Source organism: Acidothermus cellulolyticus 11B, from assembly GCF_000015025.1.
In the GTDB taxonomy this organism is placed as follows: Bacteria; Actinomycetota; Actinomycetes; order Acidothermales; family Acidothermaceae; genus Acidothermus; species Acidothermus cellulolyticus.
Map to the genome: position 1 here is coordinate 1,774,260 of NC_008578.1, position 22,845 is coordinate 1,797,104.

Annotated in this window: 24 protein-coding genes and 2 tRNA genes; 4 read left to right on the top strand and 22 right to left on the bottom strand. The window is 68.2% G+C overall.

The genetic code is table 11. The annotated features are described in order from the left end of the window. Positions 1-50: 50 nt before the first annotated feature. The 9 genes from mutM to ACEL_RS08135 form a co-directional block, all read right to left on the bottom strand. On the bottom strand, positions 51-905 hold the full coding sequence (mutM, locus tag ACEL_RS08100) for a bifunctional DNA-formamidopyrimidine glycosylase/DNA-(apurinic or apyrimidinic site) lyase (protein ID WP_011720408.1): 855 nt from the start codon (positions 903-905) through the stop codon (positions 51-53). Positions 906-928: 23 nt separating this feature from the next. Continuing rightward, positions 929-1,669 (bottom strand): ribonuclease III, encoded by a 741-nt coding sequence (rnc, locus tag ACEL_RS08105; protein ID WP_011720409.1) that lies wholly within the window; start codon positions 1,667-1,669, stop codon positions 929-931. Between the two features lie 11 nt (positions 1,670-1,680). After that, positions 1,681-1,839 (bottom strand): 50S ribosomal protein L32, encoded by a 159-nt coding sequence (rpmF, locus tag ACEL_RS11985; protein ID WP_420794989.1) that lies wholly within the window; start codon positions 1,837-1,839, stop codon positions 1,681-1,683. Positions 1,840-1,949: 110 nt separating this feature from the next. After that, complete coding sequence (locus ACEL_RS08110; protein WP_202943345.1) at positions 1,950-2,630, bottom strand: YceD family protein; 681 nt, start codon at positions 2,628-2,630, stop codon at positions 1,950-1,952. A gap of 183 nt (positions 2,631-2,813) precedes the next feature. Beyond that, positions 2,814-3,302, bottom strand: a complete 489-nt coding sequence (locus ACEL_RS08115) for an ATP synthase subunit B family protein (protein ID WP_011720412.1) — start codon at positions 3,300-3,302, stop codon at positions 2,814-2,816. Between the two features lie 34 nt (positions 3,303-3,336). Further along, complete coding sequence (gene coaD / locus ACEL_RS08120) at positions 3,337-3,834, bottom strand: pantetheine-phosphate adenylyltransferase (protein WP_011720413.1); 498 nt, start codon at positions 3,832-3,834, stop codon at positions 3,337-3,339. 128 nt (positions 3,835-3,962) lie between these two features. Continuing rightward, positions 3,963-4,535, bottom strand: coding sequence for a 16S rRNA (guanine(966)-N(2))-methyltransferase RsmD (gene rsmD / locus ACEL_RS08125; RefSeq protein WP_011720414.1), 573 nt, complete (start codon positions 4,533-4,535; stop codon positions 3,963-3,965). Positions 4,536-4,624: 89 nt separating this feature from the next. Next, on the bottom strand, positions 4,625-6,850 hold the full coding sequence (locus ACEL_RS08130; protein ID WP_011720415.1) for an ATP-dependent DNA helicase RecG: 2,226 nt from the start codon (positions 6,848-6,850) through the stop codon (positions 4,625-4,627). A gap of 3 nt (positions 6,851-6,853) precedes the next feature. After that, positions 6,854-7,822: a DAK2 domain-containing protein gene (locus ACEL_RS08135; protein WP_011720416.1), complete on the bottom strand. Its 969-nt coding sequence runs from the start codon at positions 7,820-7,822 to the stop codon at positions 6,854-6,856. A gap of 177 nt (positions 7,823-7,999) precedes the next feature. Here ACEL_RS08135 and rpmB point away from each other — a divergent pair, with 177 nt between their 5' ends. Next, positions 8,000-8,188 carry a 50S ribosomal protein L28 gene (gene rpmB / locus ACEL_RS08140; protein WP_011720417.1) on the top strand — a complete coding sequence of 63 codons (189 nt, stop codon included), beginning with the start codon at positions 8,000-8,002 and terminating at the stop codon, positions 8,186-8,188. A 100-nt stretch (positions 8,189-8,288) separates the two neighbouring features. Here rpmB and thiD read toward each other — a convergent pair whose 3' ends face one another. Continuing rightward, the gene (gene thiD / locus ACEL_RS08145) at positions 8,289-9,083 is read right to left on the bottom strand and encodes a bifunctional hydroxymethylpyrimidine kinase/phosphomethylpyrimidine kinase (protein ID WP_011720418.1); all 795 of its coding nucleotides are present in this window, start codon (positions 9,081-9,083) and stop codon (positions 8,289-8,291) included. A gap of 74 nt (positions 9,084-9,157) precedes the next feature. After that, complete coding sequence (locus ACEL_RS08150) at positions 9,158-10,114, bottom strand: thiamine-phosphate kinase (RefSeq protein WP_041835021.1); 957 nt, start codon at positions 10,112-10,114, stop codon at positions 9,158-9,160. 89 nt (positions 10,115-10,203) lie between these two features. Between ACEL_RS08150 and ACEL_RS08155 the strand changes: the two genes are divergently transcribed. Beyond that, positions 10,204-10,446: an Lrp/AsnC family transcriptional regulator gene (locus tag ACEL_RS08155; protein ID WP_041835022.1), complete on the top strand. Its 243-nt coding sequence runs from the start codon at positions 10,204-10,206 to the stop codon at positions 10,444-10,446. Between the two features lie 178 nt (positions 10,447-10,624). Here ACEL_RS08155 and ACEL_RS08160 read toward each other — a convergent pair whose 3' ends face one another. The 6 genes from ACEL_RS08160 to leuC all read right to left on the bottom strand — a co-directional run bounded on the left by ACEL_RS08160 (position 10,625) and on the right by leuC (position 16,626). Then, entirely contained in the window at positions 10,625-11,758 is a 1,134-nt protein-coding gene (locus ACEL_RS08160; protein WP_011720421.1) for a D-alanine--D-alanine ligase family protein, read from the bottom strand. After that, positions 11,755-12,852, bottom strand: coding sequence for an NAD(P)H-dependent glycerol-3-phosphate dehydrogenase (locus ACEL_RS08165; protein WP_011720422.1), 1,098 nt, complete (start codon positions 12,850-12,852; stop codon positions 11,755-11,757). Before ACEL_RS08165 ends, ACEL_RS08160 begins: the two co-directional genes overlap by 4 nt. Continuing rightward, entirely contained in the window at positions 12,849-13,616 is a 768-nt protein-coding gene (locus ACEL_RS08170; RefSeq protein WP_011720423.1) for a lysophospholipid acyltransferase family protein, read from the bottom strand. Before ACEL_RS08170 ends, ACEL_RS08165 begins: the two co-directional genes overlap by 4 nt. A gap of 258 nt (positions 13,617-13,874) precedes the next feature. Beyond that, complete coding sequence (locus ACEL_RS12945) at positions 13,875-14,366, bottom strand: HU family DNA-binding protein (RefSeq protein WP_011720424.1); 492 nt, start codon at positions 14,364-14,366, stop codon at positions 13,875-13,877. A gap of 203 nt (positions 14,367-14,569) precedes the next feature. Next, positions 14,570-15,163, bottom strand: a complete 594-nt coding sequence (gene leuD / locus ACEL_RS08180) for a 3-isopropylmalate dehydratase small subunit (RefSeq protein WP_011720425.1) — start codon at positions 15,161-15,163, stop codon at positions 14,570-14,572. Positions 15,164-15,204: 41 nt separating this feature from the next. Then, on the bottom strand, positions 15,205-16,626 hold the full coding sequence (gene leuC / locus ACEL_RS08185; protein ID WP_011720426.1) for a 3-isopropylmalate dehydratase large subunit: 1,422 nt from the start codon (positions 16,624-16,626) through the stop codon (positions 15,205-15,207). Between the two features lie 56 nt (positions 16,627-16,682). On the opposite strand from leuC, the gene ACEL_RS08190 reads away from it, so the two are divergent. Then, on the top strand, positions 16,683-17,399 hold the full coding sequence (locus tag ACEL_RS08190; RefSeq protein ID WP_011720427.1) for an IclR family transcriptional regulator: 717 nt from the start codon (positions 16,683-16,685) through the stop codon (positions 17,397-17,399). A 115-nt stretch (positions 17,400-17,514) separates the two neighbouring features. On the opposite strand, the gene ACEL_RS08195 is transcribed toward ACEL_RS08190, so the two are convergent. The 5 genes from ACEL_RS08195 to ACEL_RS08215 form a co-directional block, all read right to left on the bottom strand. Continuing rightward, positions 17,515-18,738 carry a S1C family serine protease gene (locus ACEL_RS08195; RefSeq protein ID WP_169303201.1) on the bottom strand — a complete coding sequence of 408 codons (1,224 nt, stop codon included), beginning with the start codon at positions 18,736-18,738 and terminating at the stop codon, positions 17,515-17,517. A 311-nt stretch (positions 18,739-19,049) separates the two neighbouring features. Further along, positions 19,050-20,621: a sensor histidine kinase gene (locus ACEL_RS08200; protein ID WP_011720429.1), complete on the bottom strand. Its 1,572-nt coding sequence runs from the start codon at positions 20,619-20,621 to the stop codon at positions 19,050-19,052. Beyond that, positions 20,618-21,301, bottom strand: a complete 684-nt coding sequence (locus ACEL_RS08205; protein ID WP_011720430.1) for a response regulator transcription factor — start codon at positions 21,299-21,301, stop codon at positions 20,618-20,620. The genes ACEL_RS08200 and ACEL_RS08205 overlap by 4 nt, the downstream gene beginning before the upstream one ends. Before the next feature lie 193 nt (positions 21,302-21,494). After that, entirely contained in the window at positions 21,495-22,457 is a 963-nt protein-coding gene (locus ACEL_RS08210) for an aldo/keto reductase (protein ID WP_041835023.1), read from the bottom strand. Between the two features lie 163 nt (positions 22,458-22,620). Next, positions 22,621-22,693: transfer RNA gene (locus ACEL_RS08215), tRNA-Pro, on the bottom strand. Between the two features lie 81 nt (positions 22,694-22,774). On the opposite strand from ACEL_RS08215, the gene ACEL_RS08220 reads away from it, so the two are divergent. Further along, positions 22,775-22,845, top strand: a tRNA-Gly gene (locus tag ACEL_RS08220).

The following is a 22,845-nucleotide window of genomic DNA, read 5'->3' on the forward strand; positions in this document are numbered from 1 at the left end:
TGCGGTTTCCGGCACAGATACGGAGCGCGGCACCGCCGTCGCGCAGCGCCTTACCAGTGTGGCCGCCTCGGCACGGGCTGACATGCCGGACACCGAAAGGACGAACGGTTCATGAATGGCTCCCGCACGATCGCCGTCCCACACCGCCGGCACGGCTGACCCGCCCGGCCGTAGACCGCCAACGACCGGTCGAAGAAACCGCTCTGCCCGTTGACATTGACGTACAACGCGTCGAACGACGTACCGCCGGCGCGCAGCGCAGCACGGAATACCGCACGTAACGCCGCGAGCAGCCGCCGGCAGGTCGCCGCCGAGATGTCGACGGTCGGGGTCGCGTAATGCAGCCGCGCGCGCCATAGTGCTTCGTCGGCGTAAATATTCCCGACGCCGGAAATAAGTGTTTGGTCAAGGAGTGCACGTTTGACACCCGTGCGCCGCTGGGTGAATCTGCGGTGGAACTCCGCCTCATCAAAAGCCACGTCGAGGATATCCGGCGCAATGTGGCTGATGCTCGCCGGCACATCCGCGATGAGGGGCGCGAGGGTGAGTCCGCCGAACGTCCGCTGGTCCACGAACCGCAGCTCAGGATCCCCGTCGGTGAAAGCAAACCGAGCCCGCAGATGCTTCGGCGACGGACTCGCCGCATCGGCGAGGAGAAATTGGCCGCTCATGCCCAGATGCGCGAGAAGCGCGAGATCGGAATCCAAAGCGAACCACAGATACTTTCCGCGCCGCAAGACCGCCTGAATACGCCGTCCGATCAGCCGGCCGGTGAAATCCGCCGCCCCGCCGGAATGCCGCCGTACCGCGCGCGGATGAAACACCTCGGCGTACCCGATGCGGCGTCCCACCAGGTGCCGAGCCAGACCGCGGCGGATCGTCTCGACCTCTGGAAGCTCGGGCATGGCGTTCGTCGCGCCGCCTGCGGTCAGGACATCGCGTCGGCGCCGTCGACCGAGCGGCGAATCCGCAACCAGGCCTCCTGGGCGGCGCGTTGTTCGGCTTCCTTCTTGGAGTGTCCGCTGCCCGTGCCGTACACCCGGCCGCCGATCCGCACCTCGGCGGTAAAGACTTTCTCGTGGTCGGGGCCGCGTTCGGACAAGTCGTAGAACGGGACGCCGAGGTGCTGCGCCGCCGTCAGCTCCTGCAACGAGGTCTTCCAATCCAGGCCGGCGCCGAGGGCGGCCGCCCGGTCAATCAGGGGATCGAAAAGGCGATGGACGAATTCCGCGGCGCCGTCCAGCCCGTGCTCGACGTACACCGCTCCGATCAGCGCTTCCAGCGCGTCGGCGAGGATGGACGACTTGTTGCGCCCGCCCGTTGACTCCTCACCGCGACCCAGCCGGAGGAATTCGCCGAGGCGAAGCGAGCGGGCCACCTCGGCCAAGGCCCGCATGTTCACCACAGCGGACCGGAATTTCGCCAGCTGGCCTTCCGGAAGCTCAGGGAACCGGCGGTACAGCGTGTCGGTGATGACAAGCCCGAGAACGGCGTCGCCGAGAAATTCCAGTCGCTCGTTGGTGGGCAATCCGCCGTTCTCGTAGGCATAGGAGCGATGGGTCACGGCGCGTTCGAGCAGAGCCAGGCTCAAAGGCAACCCGGCGATCTGCTGAAGTTCCTCAAGAGCAGCCGCGCCGTTCGTCTCCGCCGCCACGGAGCGCTTCGCCATCGGCGGATGTGTCAGCTGCTCAACACCGGACGCCGGTCGTACGTTCCGCAGTTCGGACACACGACGTGCGGCAACTTCGGCTGACGGCACGCGGGATTGTTGCAACGCACCAAGGTGGGAAGGGCTGCCTTCCACTGGGCGCGGCGGCTGCGGGTATTGCTTCGAGACATGCGGCGTTTCGGTACCGGCACGGGGTCCTCCCTGCGACGTCACTGGCCCGGCGTGCCGATCGGCACGCCCGGTGGATCTGGTGGCTCGTCCCTCCGGCGGTCGGCGCGCCTCAGCCGAGACCATCGGCCAGGGTGCGCAATGCCTCCCACCTAGCGTCGATCTCCTCCGGATGCCGGTGCTCGGACACCGTTGCGAGTGCCACCCCGCACCGCGGACAGAGCCCAGGGCAATCATCGCGGCACAACGGCGCGAGCGGCAAGGCGAGCACGACGGCGTCGTGCACCACCGGCTCGAGATCAATGGCCTCGTCGACCACTTCGCCGATCTCGTCGTCGTCCGCCACCCGGTGACCGGGGTAGACGAACAACTGCTCGAGTTCGACCACCAGCTCGGTGTCGAAGGCCTCGAGACAGCGAGCGCACTCTCCGGTCAGGGAGACCTGAGCCGTCCCCGACACCCAGACACCCTCGCGCACCGACTCAATCTGGACGTCGAGTGCGAGGTCGCTGCCGTCAGGCACGTGGATCAGCTCGCCTCGAAGATCTGCCGGCGCAGGGACGACGCGGGACACCTTACGCATGCGGCCGGGACGGTAGGCGATCTCCCGAATGTCGACCACAAGCGGCCCAGCGCCGCGATGCGTCCGGTCTCCTGCTCCTTGCGCCATTGATCTCCTGGAGGTGACCGTCGTAGTCGCCGTGCCCCACGGGGGACCGGCGTCCGAGACGGAGCCGCCATCGAGGATACCGTGCGCATCGGCATGCCCGGCCGGTTGATCGTCCTCGATCAAGCAGTTCATCCTTCCGGATCGAGACAGCAACGGGTCCGACCCCGCATCCGCAACGACGGAGCCGGGAGCCGGGCTCGACCCGGTGGACGCCGACCACGACTCCGCATGCGCAACGACGGAGCGGCTTCGGGCGGCAGGCCCCCGCGTCAGATGCAGGCTCACCGGACCCGGCACCACCCCGCGTCAGAGCGGCGGATCGTCCGTCGTCTCTGTCAGACCGGACAACTCCCCCTTGCCGTGCAGCTTCTCCCGCCCGCGCAGCACGGCGGCAAGCGTCTTGTTCAAGACGATTTCGAAATTCGCGAGCCTGGTGTCGATGTAGTCGTCCACCTCGCGCCGCATCTCGCCGGCTTCGCGACGCGCCTCGTCGAGCAGCCGCTCGGCCTCCTCGGCCGCTGCGCGATGAATCTCTGACTCGGCGACCAGCTGGGCGCGCTCCCGCAACGCCTCTTCGATGATCCTCTCGGCTTCGCGGCGACCCTCCGCGATCACCTGATCGCGTTCCGCCAGGATGTGCTGTGCCCGGCGCAGCTCCTCGGGGAGGAGCTCGCGCAACTCGTCAAGCATCGCGAGCAGCTGGCCGCGGTTCACGATGCAGGATGCGGACATCGGCACTGATCGAGCGCCCTCGATGTGCGCCACGATCTCGTCGAGCTTCTCCGTCAGTTCCACGCCGTCTCCCTGCTCTCTCGGCAAGCGCCTGCCATCAATGGTCCGGCTCGCGGCTTGGGTCGAAGAGGCGGGTGCGAAGCCGCCGGGCGACCGAATCGGGGATGAGAGTGGACACATCGCCCCCGTATGCGGCGACTTCCTTGACCAGGCTGGACGACAAGAAGCTGTACAGCGGATTCGTTGATAAAAACAGGGTTTCGACGCCCGCAAGACTGTGATTCATCTGAGCCATCTGCAATTCGTAGTCGAAATCGCTCACCGCGCGCAAGCCCTTGATAATGACCGGAATTCCACGAGCACGACAAAAATCGACGAGCAAGCCACTGAAGGATTCCACAACCACGTTGGGGTACTGCGCGGTGGCTTCCCGCACCATGTCCATCCGTTCCTCGACGGAGAAAAGTGCACGTTTCGCCTTATTCACCAGGACGGCGACGGTCACCTCGTCGTACAGCGCGGCGGCGCGGGAAATGATGTCGAGGTGACCGTTGGTCACCGGATCGAACGATCCCGGACAGACCGCCTTACGCACACGCGCCTCCTTCGTGGACCGGCAGGGCAGGAGCCAGCCTAGCGAGTGCGGTCGTCCGGAGCGATATCCCGTGCGTCACCTCTCCACCAGGCGTACCGCACCGACGGCGTCCGCGAGCGTCGTGGTCATCAACCGTTCGATCCGTCCCGGGCAAGGCGGGCGTAGTGCAACGCTGTCTCACCGTAGTGCCGCTCCTGGAGCGCCTCCAGACCCGTCGGCCACTGCCACGGATCCCGCCTGCTCCGCTCGACAATCACGACGGCGTCCGCCGTCAGCACCCCGCGGGTCAAGAAACTGCGTAACACCTCGGCGAGCTTCGCCGCGGGGAGCAGGTACGGCGGGTCTGCGAAGAGGACGTCGACACTGCCGGCGGCCAGCTCCTGGGCGACCACTGCTGCGTCGCGCGGATGGATCTCAACGGCGCCGACCGCCCGGACGCGGGTCACATTCGCGCGGAGCGCCCGCACCGCCGTAGCGGAACTCTCCACAAAGATCACCCGCGCCGCTCCCCGGGACCAGGCTTCCAGCCCAACCGCGCCCGAACCGGCGTAGCAGTCAAGGAACACCCGGTCCTGGACGCCGCCAAAAGACTCCAGCGTTGAGAACAGCGCCTCGCGCACGCGGTCCGACGTCGGCCGCGTGCCAACGGGCGGCGCCGCAATCTGCAAGCCGCCCGCGCGTCCGGCAATGATCCGTGGCACGGCATGTCCTCCTCATCTCCAGCTGACGGGCGCTGGCGGGCCGCTGCTCGCCGGCCGGCCGCTGCGCACCCGGCAGGTCACGTCGCGAATCACGCGATGTCGACGTACCGCAGTCGGTCGTCGGCCAACAACGGCGCGACGGCGTTCGCGAGACCCGGATGCTGGGTGAGCTCAGGATCCGCTGCGATCAGCTGCTCGGCCTCGGCCCGGGCGGTTTCGATGACGTCCCGGTGCCGAAGCAGGGAGAGGAACCGGAAATCGCTCCGACCGTGCTGGACGACATCCCGAACCGTACCCTCGCCGCGCTGCTCGAGGTCCAGCTCAGCAAGGCGAAAGCCGTCGCAGGTTGCGGCAACGCCGGTCAGCCGTGCATACGCCGCGGTGTCGGCCGGCGCCTCGGTAACGAGCAGACACACCGCGCGCTGCCCGGCCCGTCCGATCCGCCCACGCAGCTGGTGCAGTTGGGAGACGCCGAATCGGTCGGCGTCCAGAATCACCATCATGGACGCGTTGGGCACGTCGACGCCGACCTCAACAACCGTCGTCGCAACGAGCACGTCGAGACGGCCGGCCGAGAAGTCCGCCAGCACGGCGTCCTTCGCGGCTGCGTCCATCCGCCCGTGCAGGGTCCCGATCCGCAGTCCGCGGAGCGGTCCGTCCCGCAGGGTCGCCGCCACCTCGTCGACCGCGGCCGCGCGGCGGACCCGAGGCGGCCGGCCGGCGCCGGAAAGCCCGGGCAGCCTGCCGTTGTCGGCAGGTTCGGCCGGGACGACGATGTCGTCGCTCTCGTCACCGGTGTCGTCCTCGCCTGTGCTGATCCGCGGGCAGATCACGTAGACCTGGCGGCCGGCCGCCGCCTCTTCGCGGACCCGGGCCCAGACCCGCTCCGCCCAGGCCGGCTTCTCACTCAGTGGAACGACGAACGTGTCAACCTTCGGGTCGCCGGACGGGCGTTCCCGGAGCACCGAGATGTCGAGATCACCGTAGACGGTGAGCGCGACCGTCCGCGGAATCGGCGTGGCCGTCATGACCAGCACGTGCGGCACGGTTCCATCGGAACCCTTCGTTCGCAGGGCGGCGCGCTGCTCGACGCCGAACCGATGCTGCTCGTCGACCACCACCAATCCGAGGTCGGCGAACCGCACAGTGTCGTAAAGGAGGGCGTGGGTTCCGACGACAATCCCAACCTCCCCGGCCGCAATCGCGTCGAGCAGCTCCCGCCGCGCACCGCCGGTGACGGAACCGGTGATCAACGCTACCCGCGTCGCCGTCTCGGCGCCACCGAGCTGACCGGCAAGGGCCAGCGAGCCGAGCAGGCGGGTGATGGTCTGGTAGTGCTGCATGGCAAGGACTTCCGTGGGCGCAAGCAGCGCCGCCTGCCCGCCGGCATCCACCACCGTCAGCATGGCCCGCAACGCCACGAGCGTCTTGCCGGATCCCACCTCACCGTGCAGCAGCCGGTGCATTGGATGCGGCGCAGCCAAATCGGCTTCGATGTCAGCACCCGCGCGTCGCTGGCCCTCGGTCAAGGCGAAGGGAAGCGCGGCGTCAAAGGCATCGAGCAAGCCCCCGCGACGCCGCGGCCGCGGCACTGCCTGCTCCGCCTGCATCATCCGCCGGCGCAAACCGAGCGCCAGCTGGAAGACAAATGCCTCCTGGAAGGTAAAACGGCGCCGTCCCGTCGCAACGTCGGCCAGGTCAGCCGGCCGGTGCATGTTCTCCAAGGCGCGGCGCAGCGTGACCAGATTGTGGCGACGGCGGATGTCGGCCGGCAGCGGATCCTCGCTGATGTCGAGGGTGTCCAGCACATGGCGGACCGCCCGCCAAATCATGCCGCTCGATATGTGCTCCGCAGCCGGGTACACCGGGATGATCGCGCTCGCGAAAGCGGGATCCGTGTCCGGGTCCACGAACTCCATCTCGGGGTGAACGATTTGCCGCTCCCCTTTGAACCGGGTGACTTTACCGGAGAAAAAGCCGCGGCCGCCGACGGCGAGTTTTTCCAACTGCCAATTGGTGAGATTGAAGAATCGCAGCTTCAGCTTCTCGTCGCCGTCCGTGACGACGACGTCGTACATCCGCCGATGGCCGCTCAGCCGCCGTTCCCGCACGGACAGAATTTCGGCGAATATCGTGGCGTGTTCGTCGTCGCGCAATTCCCGGAGCGGCGTCAGTTCGCCGCGCTGGTGGTACCGGCGTGGAAAGTAGGTGAGCAGGTCACCGACGGTGTCGAGCCCGAGCCGCGCGAGGGCCGCAGCGGTCCGGCCGCCGAGGACCTGCCGGAGCGGGAGGCGCAGTTCGTCGCGGACCGCCATGGATCACCGACCGGGTGCCGGGTCACCCTCGTCGTCCGGGACGGCTTCACCTGCCGTGATTCCGGTAATCCGCGAGGCGGAGACCACGCCGTTCCGGCTGCCGGCGGCAATTGCCTGATCCGGGTGCGCGGTATGCACGTGGACCTGCCAGACGCCGTCCAGACCGGCGAGGACGACGTCGGCGCCGATGGCCTGCAGGTCCGCTCTCAGGGCGGCCGCGTTCTCCTCAGTGCCCTGCCAGGTGTACATCACCTCAACGTCGCGGTCCGCATGGCACCGGACGCCGGACGCCGCTGTGCGTGCCGCTCCGCTGGACAGCCGTTCCCGATCCACGCCGAGCAGCTGGTCCATCGACATCCGGCCCGGTCTCCGGTCGCTGTGATCGTGCACCACGTCGCGGAGCGCCTCGTAGATGACGAGGACGCCGCAGCCGCCGGCGTCCACCACTCCGGCGGCGCGGAGCACCGGGAGCTCCTCCGGCGTCCGGAGCAGGGCGGTTCGCGCGGCGTCGACGGCGGCGTCCGACACGTCCGCCACCGTCCCGCCTGCCTCGGCGGAATCGGCTGCTGCGTGGGCTGCCGCCTGCAGCACGCTGAGCATCGTCCCGGCTACCGGCTCCGCCACCGCGCCATACGCGGCGGCGGCACCACGAGCCAGCGCGTCCGCCAACCGGGCGCCGTCCCACGGCAGTTGCGCCGCACCGGCGAGCCCGGTGAGGAATGCGCCGAGGATGGCGCCCGAGCTTCCGCATGCGTGCAGCACACAGCGGCGCGCCGTCGCGCGGAGATCGCCACCGTCGTCGTCACCGGATGGCAGGCCGGCGTGGAGGGTGCGGTAGAGGTTCGTCCCAGTGTCCGCGTCTGCGACGGGGAAGACATTGAGGGCGTCGATCTCGGTACGCAGCACGCCGAGGATGTCGACGGCGTGCGACCACCAGCGGCGAACCGCTGCGCCGTCGAGCCGGTACAGCATGTCACCTCCAGGTGTCGGCTTCCGAGCGTACGGCGAGCCGCCGATGCGGCTGGCTGGGAGAGCCGGGACAGTCGGGACCGACCGGGGAGGAGGCGATGGTCCCGTCTCGGCCGGTGCACCCGGCCGTGTACCCTGTTCGCGTTAGGCATCACCATCCTCGAGATCTGGGAGTGACCGGTGGCAGCTGTCTGCGACATCTGCGGCAAGGGGCCGGGTTTCGGCATGGCCGTCTCGCACTCGCACCGGCGCACCCACCGGCGCTGGAACCCGAACATCCAGCGGGTCCGGGCGCTGATCGGCCGCGGGACCTACAAGCGCATCAACGTCTGCACCTCTTGCCTGAAGGCTGGCAAGGTCACCCGGTAACGCTCCTCCGCACGCTGACGGCCGCTCCCGCCTGTAGCCCACGCCGCCCGCTCCCGCTCCGGACGCAGCCCGCTCCCGACCGCTCCCCTGCTCCGGCCTGCTACCGAAAATCCAGCAATCGATCGTGGTCGACCGGCCCGGTACCCGAGCCCAGCGGGAAGCCCCCGGCGATCGCCGCGGTGACGGCGTCCTTCGCCCGTCCGACCGCGTCAGGCACCGAGTAGCCCCGGGCAAGGTAACTCGCGATGGCGCTGGCGAGGGTGCACCCGGTCCCGTGGGTGTGCGCGGTCGCGATGCGGGGACTCCGGAAAAACCGGACGGTGACACCGTCGTACAGCGCATCGACTGCGTCGCCCGCCAGATGGCCGCCCTTGACGAGCACCCACTCCGGCCCAAGGGTCTTCATCGCCCACGCCGCGAGTTCGAGGTCTGTTTCCTCGTGCACCGTGACGCCCGCGAGTTCGGCCGCTTCGGCAAGGTTCGGCGTGACCAGCGTGGCGAGTGGCAGCAGCCGGCTCCGCAACACAGCCCGCGCGTCGGTGTCGGCCAGCGGTTCACCGTGGCTGGCGAACCCCACCGGATCGACGATGATCGGAACGTCGAGTGCGGCAAGCCGATCAGCAACCACGTGCACGGTGTCTGCGCGTGCCAACATGCCGATTTTCACGGCGTCCACCCCAATGTCCCCCAGGACAGCGTCGAGCTGTGCCGCGACCGCCTCGGGGGGTACCGGCCACACGGCGGAGACGCCACGGGAATTCTGTGCCGTCACCGCCGTCACGACCGTCATGCCGTACACCCCGCACGCGAACATCGTTTTCAGGTCGGCCTGCAGACCCGCGCCGGCCGATGGGTCAGACCCCGCGATCGCGAGAACCCGCGGTCTTGCTGCCATGGGCAACCTCCCAGAAGACCTCCCACTGACGGCGTCCGGGTGCCGGCGCCTGAGCAGACCCACGTGACATGCGGTCAGGCATCGGCGGCGAAGTGGCTGAACCCACTTCCCGGGTACCGCCGGCCGTCGACGACGACATCCCCGGTCTCGCCGGCGGGCTCGTGCGCCCGGCCGATCACCACCCAGCCGTCCGGAACGGCGGCCCGATCCGGAAACGTGGCAGCCAGAGCGTGATCCTCGCCGCCGGTCAACACCCAGCGGAGCGGATCGACACCGCAGGCGGCGGCTACCTCCGCGACCACGTCGGCGACCGGCAGCGCCGCTGACTCGACGTCAATCCGGATCCGGCTGGCGACCGCGACATGCCCGAGGTCGCCGAGCAGACCGTCACTGACGTCGATCATCGAGGTGGCGCCGCGGTCCGCGGCGATCGGGCCTGCCTCGTACGGCGGCTCCGGGCGACGATGCGCCTCCACCGCCGCCCGCGGCGTGCGAAAACCACGGCGCAGCGCCGCCAAACCGGCCTCCGCCCAGCCCAACCGGCCAATCACCGCGACGACGTCCCCGGGACGGGCGCCGCCGCGGGTAACCGGCGTCCGGCCCTGCAAATCCCCAAGCGCCGTCACCGCGACCACCACGGTGTCCGAGCGAACGACATCCCCACCGACCACCGCGGCCCCGGTCCGCGCTGCTTCCTCGCGAAGGCCGTCCGCAAGTCGTTCGGCCCAGAAAGCCGGAATGTCCGGCGGTGTCGCCAGACCGACGACCAGAGCGACAGGAACCGCGCCCATCGCAGCGATGTCCGCCATGTTCTGGGCGGCCGCCTTGCGCCCCACGTCGTACGGCGTCGACCAGTCCCGCCGAAAATGCCGGCCGTCGACGAGCAGATCCGTGGTGACAACCACCCGCCCGTCGGGGACGGCGACGACCGCGGCATCGTCTCCTGGGCCGAGCAGCGTGGCCGCATTGCTCGTCAACCGCTCGATGATGCGAGCAATGAGGCCGAATTCACCGACATCTGCGATACTGATCGCTACGCTCCTCGGTTTACTAGCGTGACAGTGATCCGAGCGCGTCGCGGAGCGGCGTCACCCGCTCCGGCTGGGATCTGGAGGTGCCCATGACGGTTTCGGCGTACATCCTTATTCAAACGGAAGTCGGTAAAGCGGCACAGGTCGCCCGTGAGGTCGCGGCGATACCGGGTGTCACCTCCGCCGAGGACGTGACCGGACCGTACGACGTCATCGTGCGCGCCGAAGCGGCGGATATCGACGAAATGGGGCAGATGGTCGTCGCGCGGGTGCAGAGCGTTCCCGGTATCACCCGGACGCTGACCTGTCCCGTCGTCCACCTCCGGTCGTAGGCCGGGACACCGGCACCAGCACTCTCGCTGGCTGCGTGACGCAGCACCTCGGGTGGTGCCGCCGCGAAATTCGTACGCTCCATCCGCGACTGACGATGCGGCGGAAACGATCGGAGAGCCCGTGCATACCGGCTCGGCGCCGCTTGGGATGGTGCCGGGACGGCGCGTGCATACCGGCTCAGCGCAGTCCGGGACGGCGCCGCAACGCCAATTGCACGAGGTAATCGACCAGCGCCGGGTATTCCAGGCCGGTGGCCTGCCAGACACGGGGAAACACTGATGTCGGGGTGAATCCCGGCATCGTGTTGAGCTCATTCACAAAGACTTCTCCGGTGGCGGTAACGAAAAAGTCGACCCGCGCCAACCCCTCACACCCGAGCGCCCGGTACGCGATGACGGCGTAGCGGTTGACGGTCTGGAGAACAGCCGGAGGCAGGGAGGCCGGAATGGTGATGACCGTCCCCTGGTCCAGATATTTCGCCTCGAAATCGTAGAATTCCCGGCCTCGCACGAGAATTTCGGCGGGAACGCTGACTTTGGGTGCTCCGCCGTGCACGTCGTCCAATACGCCGACCTCGATCTCCCGGCCGTCGATCGCCCGCTCCACCAACACCTTGGGGTCCACCTCGCGCGCGCGTTCGATCGCCTCGTCGACATCCGCCGGCTTGTGCACCTTCGTGACCGCCACACTCGAACCACCGCGCGCGGGCTTGACGAAGACGGGAAAACCCAAACTGGCCACCGATTCGCGGACCGCGGCCGGGTCCGTCCGCCACTCGTCGGGTGTCACGACAACGTGCGGCACATCCGGCAGCCCGGCGCCGACAAACAGCACCTTCATGAATTGTTTGTCCATCGCGGCCGCAGATGCGAAGACCCCTGAGCCGACGTACGGAATGCCTGCCATTTCGAAGAGCCCCTGAATCGTGCCGTCCTCGCCGAACGGTCCGTGCAGGACGGGAAATGCGACGTCGATCCGTCCCAGAGAGCGCAGCCGTCCCGAAACGTCTCGGACGAACAGACCTGGGTCGGCCGGATCCGGGACGACGACCACCGGGGGGTGTGACGCGTCCACCTCCGGCAGCCGCCCGTCTTTCGCGGTCAGCGGCGCAGGATCGGCCGGTGGCAGCACCCACCGGCCGTCGCGGGTGATGCCGATGGCGCAGACGTCATAGCCGGCGGCCGTAAGCGCCGTCATGACCCCACCCGCCGTCAAACAGGAAATGGCGTGCTCGGTGCTGCGGCCGCCGAAGACGACAGCGACCCGTGGCCGGTCTGATGCAGCGCCGGCTTGCGGAGTGTCCAGCGTCATGGGCCGATCCTCCGTTCCCGGACAAACCGCCATACCGACTCTGCGACCCGGTCCGGTTGCGCATCCGAATCGGCCGAGTGCCGCTCATTCGGCCACGGATGCCGCTCCGGTTTGGCACTGCGATTCATCAGGACGCCGACCGCGTCCCGCGGCGGCATGCCTTCGTACAGCACCGCGACGACAACGTCAACGATGGGCATCTCCACACTGTGTTTGCGGGCCAATTCCTGAATCGGCCGGCACGACGCAACACCTTCGGCGGTCGTGGTGGTCGCGGCCAGCGCCGCCGCCACGCTCATGCCGCGACCCAACCGCTCACCCACGCCGTGATTACGGGACAGCGGACTGCAGCAGGTCGCGACGAGATCGCCCAAGCCTGCAAGCCCGGAGAACGTCAACGGATCTGCGCCCAACGCCACACCAAGCCGTGCGGTCTCTGCAAGGCCGCGGGTAATGAGCGAGGCTCGGGAATTGTTGCCGAACCGGAGCCCGTCGGCGATTCCCACCGCCACCGCGATGACGTTCTTCACGGCACCGGCAAGCTCACACCCAATGACGTCAGGATTCGTGTAGGGCCGGAAGTAGCCGGTCTGACACGCGGCTTGCAACCGGCGGGCGGTCTCGTCGTCCGTGCAGGCCACCACGGACGCACTGGGTTGCCGCTCGGCAATTTCACGCGCGAGATTCGGCCCGGTCACCACGGCCACCCGCTCAGGCGGCACATCGGCCACTTCGCAGATGACCTCGCTCATCCGCTTGGCGGTCTGCAATTCGATGCCCTTGATGAGGCTGACGTACACCACGTCCGGTGGCGCGAGGGCGACCCAGTTCTGCAGATTCTCCCTCAGGTGCTGAGCGGGAAGAGCGAGGACGACGAAATCAGCCCCCGCCATCGCTTCCTGCGGGTCGGTTGTGGCACGGACTCGCTCCGGCAGCCGAATTCCCTTCTGATACCAGGGATTTCGGTGACGGTGATTGATGGACGCCGCGATCTCCGGACGACGGGCCCAGAGCACGACGTCGGTGCCGGCGTCGGCCAACACCATAGAGAACGTGGTGCCCCACGAACCCGCTCCGAAGACGGCGGCCTTCATCGCGGCACCTCCGCTGCGGGAGGCACAACCGTTTCCGTGCGTGACGCCGCGGCCCGGGGATCGAAAAAGCGGTCAGGCGGCGATTCGCCGCGGATGGCCGCGAGGAGCTCGGTGACCCTCCGCATAATCCGGTCGGTCACCTGGCGTTCGAGCTCCCGCGTCGGTTCAGCGGCCCGATACTCGCGGAGATCGATGGGCTCGCCAGCGAGGACGTGAACCAGGACGCGGCGGCCCAGCCGCGGCCACTTTGCCCCGTAGGGAAGAATGCGGTGGGCGCCCCATGTTGCCACGGGAACGACAGGAACATCGTGCGCCAGGGCGAGTCGCGCGACCCCCGTCTTGCCGAGCATCGGCCAGCCGTCCGGATCCCGCGTGCACGTTCCCTCCGGGTAAATCACCACGCACTCGCCCGCGTCGAGAGCGGCGTGTGCCTCCCGCAAGGCGTTCATCGCGTCCCGGGTTTGCCGATACACCGGAATCTGACCGGACCTGCGGAGCACGGCGCCGACAAGAGGAACCCTGAAGAGCTCCGCCTTGGCGAGAAAGCGCGGGAGCCGACGGGCGCCGTCGTACAGAGCATGGGCCAAGGTCAACGGATCGACCACCGTCACGTGATTGGCCACCACGAGCACGGCGCCGGCCGGTGGAATGTTCTCAAGGCCGCGCCAGTCTCGTCGGGTGACTGCGTAGAGCAGGGGCTTGACCACCGCGCCCATGACCGCGAACCAGCCGCGGTGCGCCCCGGATCGACGACGTCGCCGCATCCATGCTCTCCTCTCGACCTGCTCAGCGTAGCGGCCGGCCCGGTGGCCCGACGCCGGATGCAATGGTGCAGCAGGGCCGTGCGCAGCCGTCGGCGCCATCCGGACGTTCCGGCAGAGCGAGGAAACGACTCCGTAGCCGGCGCGAGGGATCAGTGATAGCTGCGACATCCCGGCAGAGCGGGGAAACGACGGAAAAAGCGAGGAGCTGAGACGCGCGGTCCCAGCTCCTCGACTCTTCCCCAATGACGAGCGTGCCGATTAGCGGCCGCCGCGACGGCCGGTGGTGCGTCGCGCCGCGGTCTTCTTCGTGGCGGTGCGCCGGGTCGCCGTAACCTTCCGGGTCGCACGTGCCGCCGCGCGCCCAGCTGCCTTCGCCGCACCGCGCCGGCCGGCGGCTTTTGCGGGTGCCGCCTTTGCCGCCTTTGCCGCCTTCGCGGGCTTGGCAGCGGGAGCGGCCTTAACAGCGGGCAGTTTGATCGCACCGCTGACGACGCCCTTGAGCCGCGTGCCGGCCCGGAATTTCGGCACGGACGTCTTCTTCACCCGCACCCGTTCGCCGGTCGCAGGATTCCGGGCCATCCGTGCGGCCCGTTCAACCTTCTCGAAGATGCCGAAACCGGTGATCGCGACTTTCTCGCCGCGCGCAACGGTCCGGGTGATGGTGTCAATGACGGCTTCGACTGCTTCGCTCGCCGTCTTCTTGTCGCCGATTCGTGCGGCGACCGCGGTGATGAGTTCCGCTTTGTTCACGTTTCCCTCCGGAGGAGTCGTGTCGAGCCTTCGCTCGACTCGTGGCGAACTTAAGCCGAAACGGGCGAAAACTCAATCACCTGGCCGGCAAAAATTCGTCGTGTCGCGGGGAAACGCGTCGGTGCGGCGCCGACGCGCGTTGCGGAGGCCGATACGACGGTGCAACAGCGCCGACCGGGCCGGCACGACTGCCCGAAACCGCCTCAACTGGCCCGGGTCGTCGGCTTCCACGCAGGTCGGCGAGCCTCGAAAGCGTCGATGGCATCGGCATGGCGCAGCGTCAAGCCGATGTCATCGAGTCCCTCCATCAGACGCCAACGGGTGTAGTCGTCGATGTCGAAACCGCGCACCACGTCGGCGTACCGCACCTCGCGGGTGACGAGGTCCACGGTCACCGGAGTTGCGGGATCGCTTTCTACCACGTCCCAGAGCGCTTCGACGTCAGACTCGGGCAGGACGACGGCGAGCAGGCCGCCCTTGAGGGCATTGTTGCGGAAGATGTCGCCGAAGCGCGGCGAGATGACGACCCGGAAGCCGTAGTCCTGCAAGGCCCACACGGCGTGTTCGCGCGAGGAACCCGTGCCAAAGTCCGGACCGGCGACCAGAATGTCGGCGCCGGCGAACTCCGGACGGTTGAGCACGAACCCGGGATCCTGCCGCCAGGCGGCGAACAGACCGTCAGCGAAGCCGGTACGACTCACCCGCTTGAGATACACCGCGGGGATGATTTGGTCGGTGTCGACGTTGCTGCGCCGCAGCGGTACGGCGCGACCGGTGTGCGTGGTGAAGGGTTCCATGACAAAGCCTTTCCGTTCCAGGGTTTCCGCTCGTTAGCGCGTCAATCGAGATCCGAGGGCGCGGCGAGGTGACCGGCGACCGCGGTGGCCGCGGCGACGAGCGGGGACACGAGGTGGGTGCGCCCGCCGCGTCCTTGCCGCCCCTCGAAATTGCGGTTGGAGGTGGAAGCCGAACGCTGGCCCGGGGCGAGCTGGTCGGGATTCATCCCCAAGCACATCGAGCAGCCGGCGTTCCGCCATTCCGCTCCGGCATCCCGGAAGATGCGATCCAGTCCTTCCGCCTCGGCCTGCGCCTTGACCGCCATCGAACCGGGGACGACGAGCACCCGGACACCAGGGGCGACCTTGCGTCCCTGGAGCACGGACGCCGCGGCGCGAAGATCCTCGATGCGACCGTTGGTGCACGACCCGATGAACACGGTGTCAACCCGGATCTCACGCAACGGCGTGCCGGGCTGCAGATCCATGTAGGCAAGCGCCCGTTCCGCCGCCGCACGTTCGATCGGGTCGGAGAAAGTCGCCGGATCTGGGACGACACTGTCGAGAGGCGCACCCTGTCCGGGATTGGTTCCCCAGGTGACGTACGGCGAGAGACTGCCCGCATCGAGCAGCACTTCCTCGTCGAAGACCGCATCAGGGTCGGTCGGCAGTGAGCGCCAATACTCCAGCGCCGCCTCCCAGTCACGCCCCTTCGGCGCGTGCGGACGCCCTTCCAGATAGGCAAATGTGGTATCGTCCGGGGCGATCATCCCGGCGCGGGCGCCTGCTTCGATGGACATGTTGCAGATCGTCATCCGCGCTTCCATGGACAATGCGCGAATCGCCTCGCCCCGGTATTCGATGACGTGCCCCTGACCGCCGCCGGTCCCGATTTTCGCGATGAGGGCGAGGATGATGTCCTTGCTCGTCACCCCCGGGCGGAGCGTGCCGTCGACGGTCACGGCCATCGTCTTGGGCTTGTACTGCGGCAGGGTCTGGGTCGCCAGCACGTGTTCGACCTCACTGGTGCCGATCCCGAACGCCAACGCCCCGAAGGCGCCGTGCGTGGAGGTGTGGGAATCACCACAGACGATGGTCATGCCCGGCTGGGTGAGCCCGAGCTGGGGGCCGATGACGTGCACGATGCCCTGCTCACGATCCCCCATCGGATGCAGCCGGATGCCGAACTCCGCGCAATTGCGGCGCAACGTCTCGACTTGGGTCCGTGACACAGGGTCAGCGATCGGCTTGTCGATGTCCGTTGTCGGCACGTTGTGGTCCTCGGTGGCGATAGTGAGGTCCGGACGGCGGACGCGGCGGCCCGCCAGTCGCAGTCCATCGAAAGCCTGCGGACTCGTCACCTCATGGATCAAATGCAGGTCGATGTAGAGAAGGTCGGGTTCACCGTCCGCACGCCGGACGACGTGCTCCTCCCAGATTTTCTCGGCCATCGTTCGGCCGCGTACGCCCGTGCCGTCGCTCATCGCACCCGCCTCCCGCAGTTCTTGCGTCTCACATTGTGAGATCGTAATATCAGCTTGTGGATGAGTCTAGCGGAGTCGGCGTCCTCGACAAAGCCGTTGCCATCCTGACTGCTCTGGAAGCCGGGCCGGCCACGCTGGCCAGCCTCGTCGCCTCGACCGGATTGTCCCGTCCGACCGCCCACCGGCTCGCGGTCGCGCTCGAACGGCACCGGCTGGTGAGCCGAGACGGCGACGGGCGGTTCGTCCTCGGCCCCCGCTGCGCCGAATTGGCCGCCGCCGCCGGTGAGGATCGGTTGATTGGCGTGGCGCTTCCGATCCTGGCCAAGCTTCGGGACACGACGGGCGAGAGTGCTCAGCTGTACCGGCGGGACGGCGATGCGCGGGTGTGCATTGCCGCCGCGGAAATCCCGTTCGGGTTGCGCAACACCGTGCCGGTCGGCGCTCGACTCCCCCTGACCGCCGGTTCGGCGGCACAGGTTCTCCTCGCCTGGGAACCCGCCCAGCGGATCCAACGCTTTCTGGTCGGCGCCGCGTTCACCGCGCAGACCCTGGCGAGAGTGCGACGGCAAGGCTGGGCGGCAAGTGTCGCCGAACGGCAGCCTGGTGTCGCCTCGGTGTCTGCACCGGTGCGGTCCGCCAGTGGACGTGTCCTCGCCGCTGTCTCGGTCTCCGGGCCCATCGAGCGCCTGACCCGCAATCCCGGCCGACTGCACGCCGCCGCCGTTCTCCGCGCCGCCGACGCCATCTCACGGGCATTACGGCAGGAGGCCTGACCGCACGACGAGACCAACCGACTGTCGCGTGACGCCCGTCCTCATCGCGTGGCATCCGCGCCGGATGCCCCTCAATGGCACCGCGCGCCAATGCACCACAGACGAGCGGGCCGGATCAGCCGGAGCTCGCTGAGCCGAGGGTGACTTGCGTGGTGTGCCGGCTGCCGTTGCGGACAAATCCAATAGTCACCGTCGAATTCGGCACCGCGGCGTGGGTCGCCGCAATGAGCGAATCCGAATCCCGGATGGTGCGATCACCGAATTGCACGATGACGTCTCCGACGCGAACTCCCGCCCGATCCGCCGGCCCGCCCGCGGTCACGCTGACGACCAGGCAGCCGTTCGGCGTCTGCAGCGTCGGGTCGACCGAATCCCGGACGCCGACGCCGAGCACAGCGTGCGTCGCATGCCCAGTCGCCTCCAACTCCTTGACGACCCGCATCGCTTCCGAAATCGGAATCGCAAAGCCGACCCCGATGTTCCCCGATTGCCCGCCGCCGAACGGCTGCTGGTCAAGCGTCGCAATCGCTGTGTTGACGCCGACCACCCGGCCGGCCATGTCAACCAACGGGCCGCCGGAATTGCCGGGATTGATGGCCGCGTCGGTTTGAATGGCGTCGAGCACGGTGGGCGTCGTCCCCCCGCCGGAGCAATTTTGCGTACAGACCGGGCGGTTTAACGCGCTCACAATTCCTGCCGTAACAGTATTCGACAGGCCGAGGGGCGATCCGATGGCAATGACCTGTTGGCCGACCTGAAGGGTGCGGTCGTCCCCGATGGCCGCCGGTTGCAGATTCGTCACGCCGACAGCCTGAATCACCGCGAGGTCCGATGTGGGATCCCGCCCGACGATCCGCGCCCGCATCGATCGGCCGTCCGCTGTTGTGACCGCAACGATGCCCCCGCCGGCCGCCGCCTCGACGACGTGATTGTTCGTGAGAATGTAGCCGTCGCTGCTCAGCACGATGCCCGTGCCTTCGTCGCCGCCCTGGTCGGTCGTCACGATGATGGAGACAACCGAGGGAAGGAGTTGTTTCGCGACGGCGGCAATCGACCCGGCCGGCGCAGGGGGCACCGTCGGCGCTGTACTCGATGTCGCCGAATTCCCCGTTGTACTCGACACCGTCGACGACGGCGACGCTGTCGTCGTGTGCCGAGCCACGTAGCGGCCGACGACGGCTCCCGACCCGCCGCCAGCGACAAGGGCGAGCAGAACGGCCACGACAACGATGGGCCAGATCCGGCGCCGTCCACTCGACTCAGGAGGCGGAAATCCTCCGGCCGGCGCAACGTCCCCAGCAGGAGGGAATCCCGCGGCCGGTGGAGTCGGGGCCGGCACGTCCAATGGAATCGTGGTCGTGAGCGGATCGGTACCCTCACCGGCGGGCGGCTGCACTTCGCCGGACGACGGCCGCGATCCGGCAGGGGAGGGCCACGACGCGCCGGACGGCGGAGGCGGCGCCCACCACGCAGCGCCTCCACTAGCGCCCTCCGCCTGGTTCCCCGCACCCGCGGGTGCACCGCCGGCCGTCCAGGCGTTCGCCGTCGCCGGAGTATCAACCGGCGTGCCTGCCGGCTCCCGGGCCGCGTTCTCCGACGGCTGCGGTGATTCGGACTGCGGTCGACCCGGCCAGTGCTGCTGATGCTCCGTCATCGTCGTAACACTCCCCTATCTTCCTGGGAAATCGCTGGGGACGGCTTCGGCGGCGGCTCCGCTGGCGGCTGCTCGGCCGCGAACTCCTCGGCGTCCGCGGCGTACTCCTCACCGGCCGACACCGGGCGGCCGGGTAATTCCATCACGAACAACGCGCCACCCGACGGCGCCTTGCCGGCCTGAATCGTGCCGCCATGCCGGAGTGCGGCGTGCCGGACGATCGCAAGACCCAGCCCGGAGCCGGGCATCTTGCGGGCATCGGCGGAGCGATAAAACCGGTCGAAGATGTGCGGCAGGTCGACGTCGGAGATGCCCGGCCCTTCGTCGGTGACGGTGAGCCGGCCGTTCTCCAACCGTAATTCGACCCGGCCGCCGGGCGGGCTCCACTTCACCGCATTGTCGAGCAGGTTCGTCACCGCACGTTCGAGCATCGTCGGATCACCGTAAACCAGCCACGGTTGCAGGGAAATGTCGAACCGCAGTCCGGACGCGCGACGCCGCACCCGCTCAACGGCACGCTCGGCGACAGTCGCCAGATCGATCTCCTCCAGGTGCTGGTCGGGCACATCGTCCCGGGCCAGCTCGACGAGATCGGCGACCAAGCCGGAGAGTTCTTCGACCTGCGCCCGCACATCGGCCAACAAGGCGAGGCGGTCTTCTCGGGATAGGCCGCGGTCGCCGGCGGCTTCGCTCTGTGCCAGCAAGTCGAGATTGGTCCGCAGGCTGGTGAGCGGCGTGCGGAGCTCATGGCCGGCATCGGCCACCAGTTGACGCTGCAGCTGCTGGGACCGGTCGAGCGCGACCAGCATGGCGTTGAAACTCTGCGCCAGCCGGCCGATTTCGTCGTCCCGGTCGATGTCGATGGGCGTAAGGTCGCCGGTACGCGCGACACGTTCGGCGGCGGCCGTCAACCGTTCCACCGGGCGCAAACCGGCCCGCGCAATGGTCAAGCCGCTGAAGGCCGCGACGGCGATACCGGCGACCCCGACGGCGAGCAGGACGAAACCGAGCCGGGCAAGGGTTTCAGAGGTCTCTGTCATCGATCGGGCGAGAACCAACGCCTGCCCGGACGCCGACGGCACGGCGACCATGCGGTACGCGACGCCGTCCACCGTGACCGTGCGCAAAGACCAGGCCAATTTTCCTTGTGCGACCGCAAGTTCCGGGCCGTTGGCCAGCGGAACGGCAAAATCCCGGTCGCGAATGTTGCCGATGACATCACCGTCCGCCGACACGAGGAATACCTTGTTCTCCGCGGTGAGAACAACCAACGTGGACTGGTCGAGAATCGAGGCCGTATCGAGCTGAACGGCCGCTGCGGCGACGGCTCGGGACCGCAGCGACGCGTCCAGTTGGTGCAATAATTCCGCGCGCACCGTCACATAGGCGACCGACGAGATGACCGCCACGGCCAGGCCGACGACGACGGCGACAAGCAGACTCACCCGCGCGCGGAGGGTGAGATGGGTGCGGGGTCCCACAAATATCCGCCGGACGACGCGAACCGCTCGGCCGCCGACCGACCGTCCGTGCGCCGGGACGTCGACGTTCGGTGGAGGGGGAATCACGGTGACATCTCGCGCAACGCGTATCCCACGCCGCGGATCGTATGGATGAGCCGCGGTTCGCCCTGTGCCTCGAGTTTGCGGCGCAAATAGCCGACGTACACTTCCAGTGAATTCGCTGTCGTCGGAAAATCGTATCCCCAGACTTCCTCAAGAATCTGCGAGCGCCGCAATACCTGACGCGGATGGCGCATGAACATTTCGAGCAGGTTGAATTCGGTGCGGGTCAGCGCGATCGGCCGGCTGCCCCGCCACACCTCGCGGGTCGCGAGATCCAGTGTCAGGTCCGAGAACCGCAGCTGCTGACTCGCCCCGGGACCCGGCGCACTGCGCCGCACGAGCGCGCGCAACCGGGCGAGCAATTCCTCCAGCGCGAACGGCTTGACAAGGTAGTCATCGGCGCCGGCGTCCAGCCCGGCGACCCGGTCGCTCACCGCTTCCCGCGCGGTGAGCATGAGCACGGGAACGTCGTCACCGGCGGCCCGCAAGCGGCGACAGGTCTCCAGGCCGTCGAGGCCGGGCATCAGAACGTCAAGGATGACGACGTCGGGCCGGCGCATATTGATCATCGCGAGGGCACGCTGCCCGTCGTCCGCCAACTCAACGTCGTAGCCGTTGAACACCAGGGAGCGGCGCAGCGACTCCCGGACGGCGGGGTCGTCATCGACCACGAGGACGCGCACCCGTTCAGTCTGCCCACGCCAACTGAAGATCCGCTGAGAGCCTGCGCCGGTCCGAAGGCGGGCACACTGGCCCCTACGACACCGCGGGGCCGGCTGCCGGGCCGTTCCCGAAACCTTCCCCGGGCACCGAACGCCGCCCTCCGACACCGCGGCGCGCCGTCACGAGCCGACTGCGCCGGCACGCCCGAGCCGGCTATGCCGGCGCCTCCAGTTCGCCGACGGCGTCCAGCCGGGCCCACAGCGCGTCAGGGATGGGCATGTCGAGCAGTTCGGCGTCGGTGCGCATTTCGGCGGCGTTTCGGACCCCGACAAGCACCGTGCGCACCGCCGGGTGGCGCAACGGGAACTGCACGGCGGCCGCGGCGAGCGGCACCCCGAATTCGGCGCATATCCGGCGGAGCCGTTCGGCTTTGGCCCGAATTTCCGGCGGCGCGGGACGGTAGTCGTACAGCGGTGAATTCTCCGGATCGGCAAGAATTCCGCCGTTGAACACACCGCCCACGACGACCGGCACGTTCGCGTCCGAGCAGGCGGGAAACAACCCGTCCTCAGCGTGCCGATCCAGGAGGGAGTAACGGCCGGCGAGCAGGACGACGTCGATGTCGGTCTCCCGGACGAACCGTTCGAGCAGCCGGGTCTGGGTCATGCCGACCCCGATGGCGCGAAGCACGCCGGCCTCCCGGAGTGGGTAAAGGGCGGGGAGTGCTTCGTCGACCGCTTGTCGCCAGTGCGCATCCGGGTCGTGAAGGTACACGATGTCCACGGAGTCGAGCCGCAACCGCTGGAGGCTCGCGTCAAGCGATCGGCGGACGCCGTCCGCGCTGAAGTCAAACACCCGCCGAACGCCGCGTTCCGTCGGGAATGCAGGATCGTCCACCCCGCGCCCGGGATCCGTGAGCAGCAGCCGGCCGACCTTCGTGGAGACGACGGCCTCGGCACGTGGTTTCACCGCCAGGAATTCGCCGATAAGCAGCTCAGATCGTCCGGCGCCGTAATGCGGCGCGGTATCGAAATACCGGACGCCGCACCGCCATGCCTCCTCGAGGGCGGCGAGCGCGTCCGTGGCATTGACGTCCCGATACAGGCCGCCGATCGGCGCGCCGCCGAAACCGAGGCGACCCATCCGCATCGTCACTGCGGCGGCCGACGAGGACATCACCACCGCCCAATCTGCCGATAGGGACGAGCTGCCGGTAACGACGAGTTGTCGGTAACGACGAGTTGTCGGTAACGACGAACCGCCGGTAACGACGAGCCGACCGCAGCGCGGGCATAGCCTCTCCCGCGGAACGCGGCGCCGAGCCTCACCCAAACCCTCGTCGGGGCGGGGAGACTCGAACTCCCGATCTCCTGCTCCCAAAGCAGGCGCGCTGGCCACTACGCTACGCCCCGGGGCGCGACGCGTAGTCTAAGCGAACGAGCGGTCGTTCGCTGCCGCGGCCGGCGTCCTGCCGGTCGGCAGACGACCATCACGCGGGTGTAGCTCAATGGCAGAGCTCCAGCCTTCCAAGCTGGCGGTGCGGGTTCGATTCCCGTCACCCGCT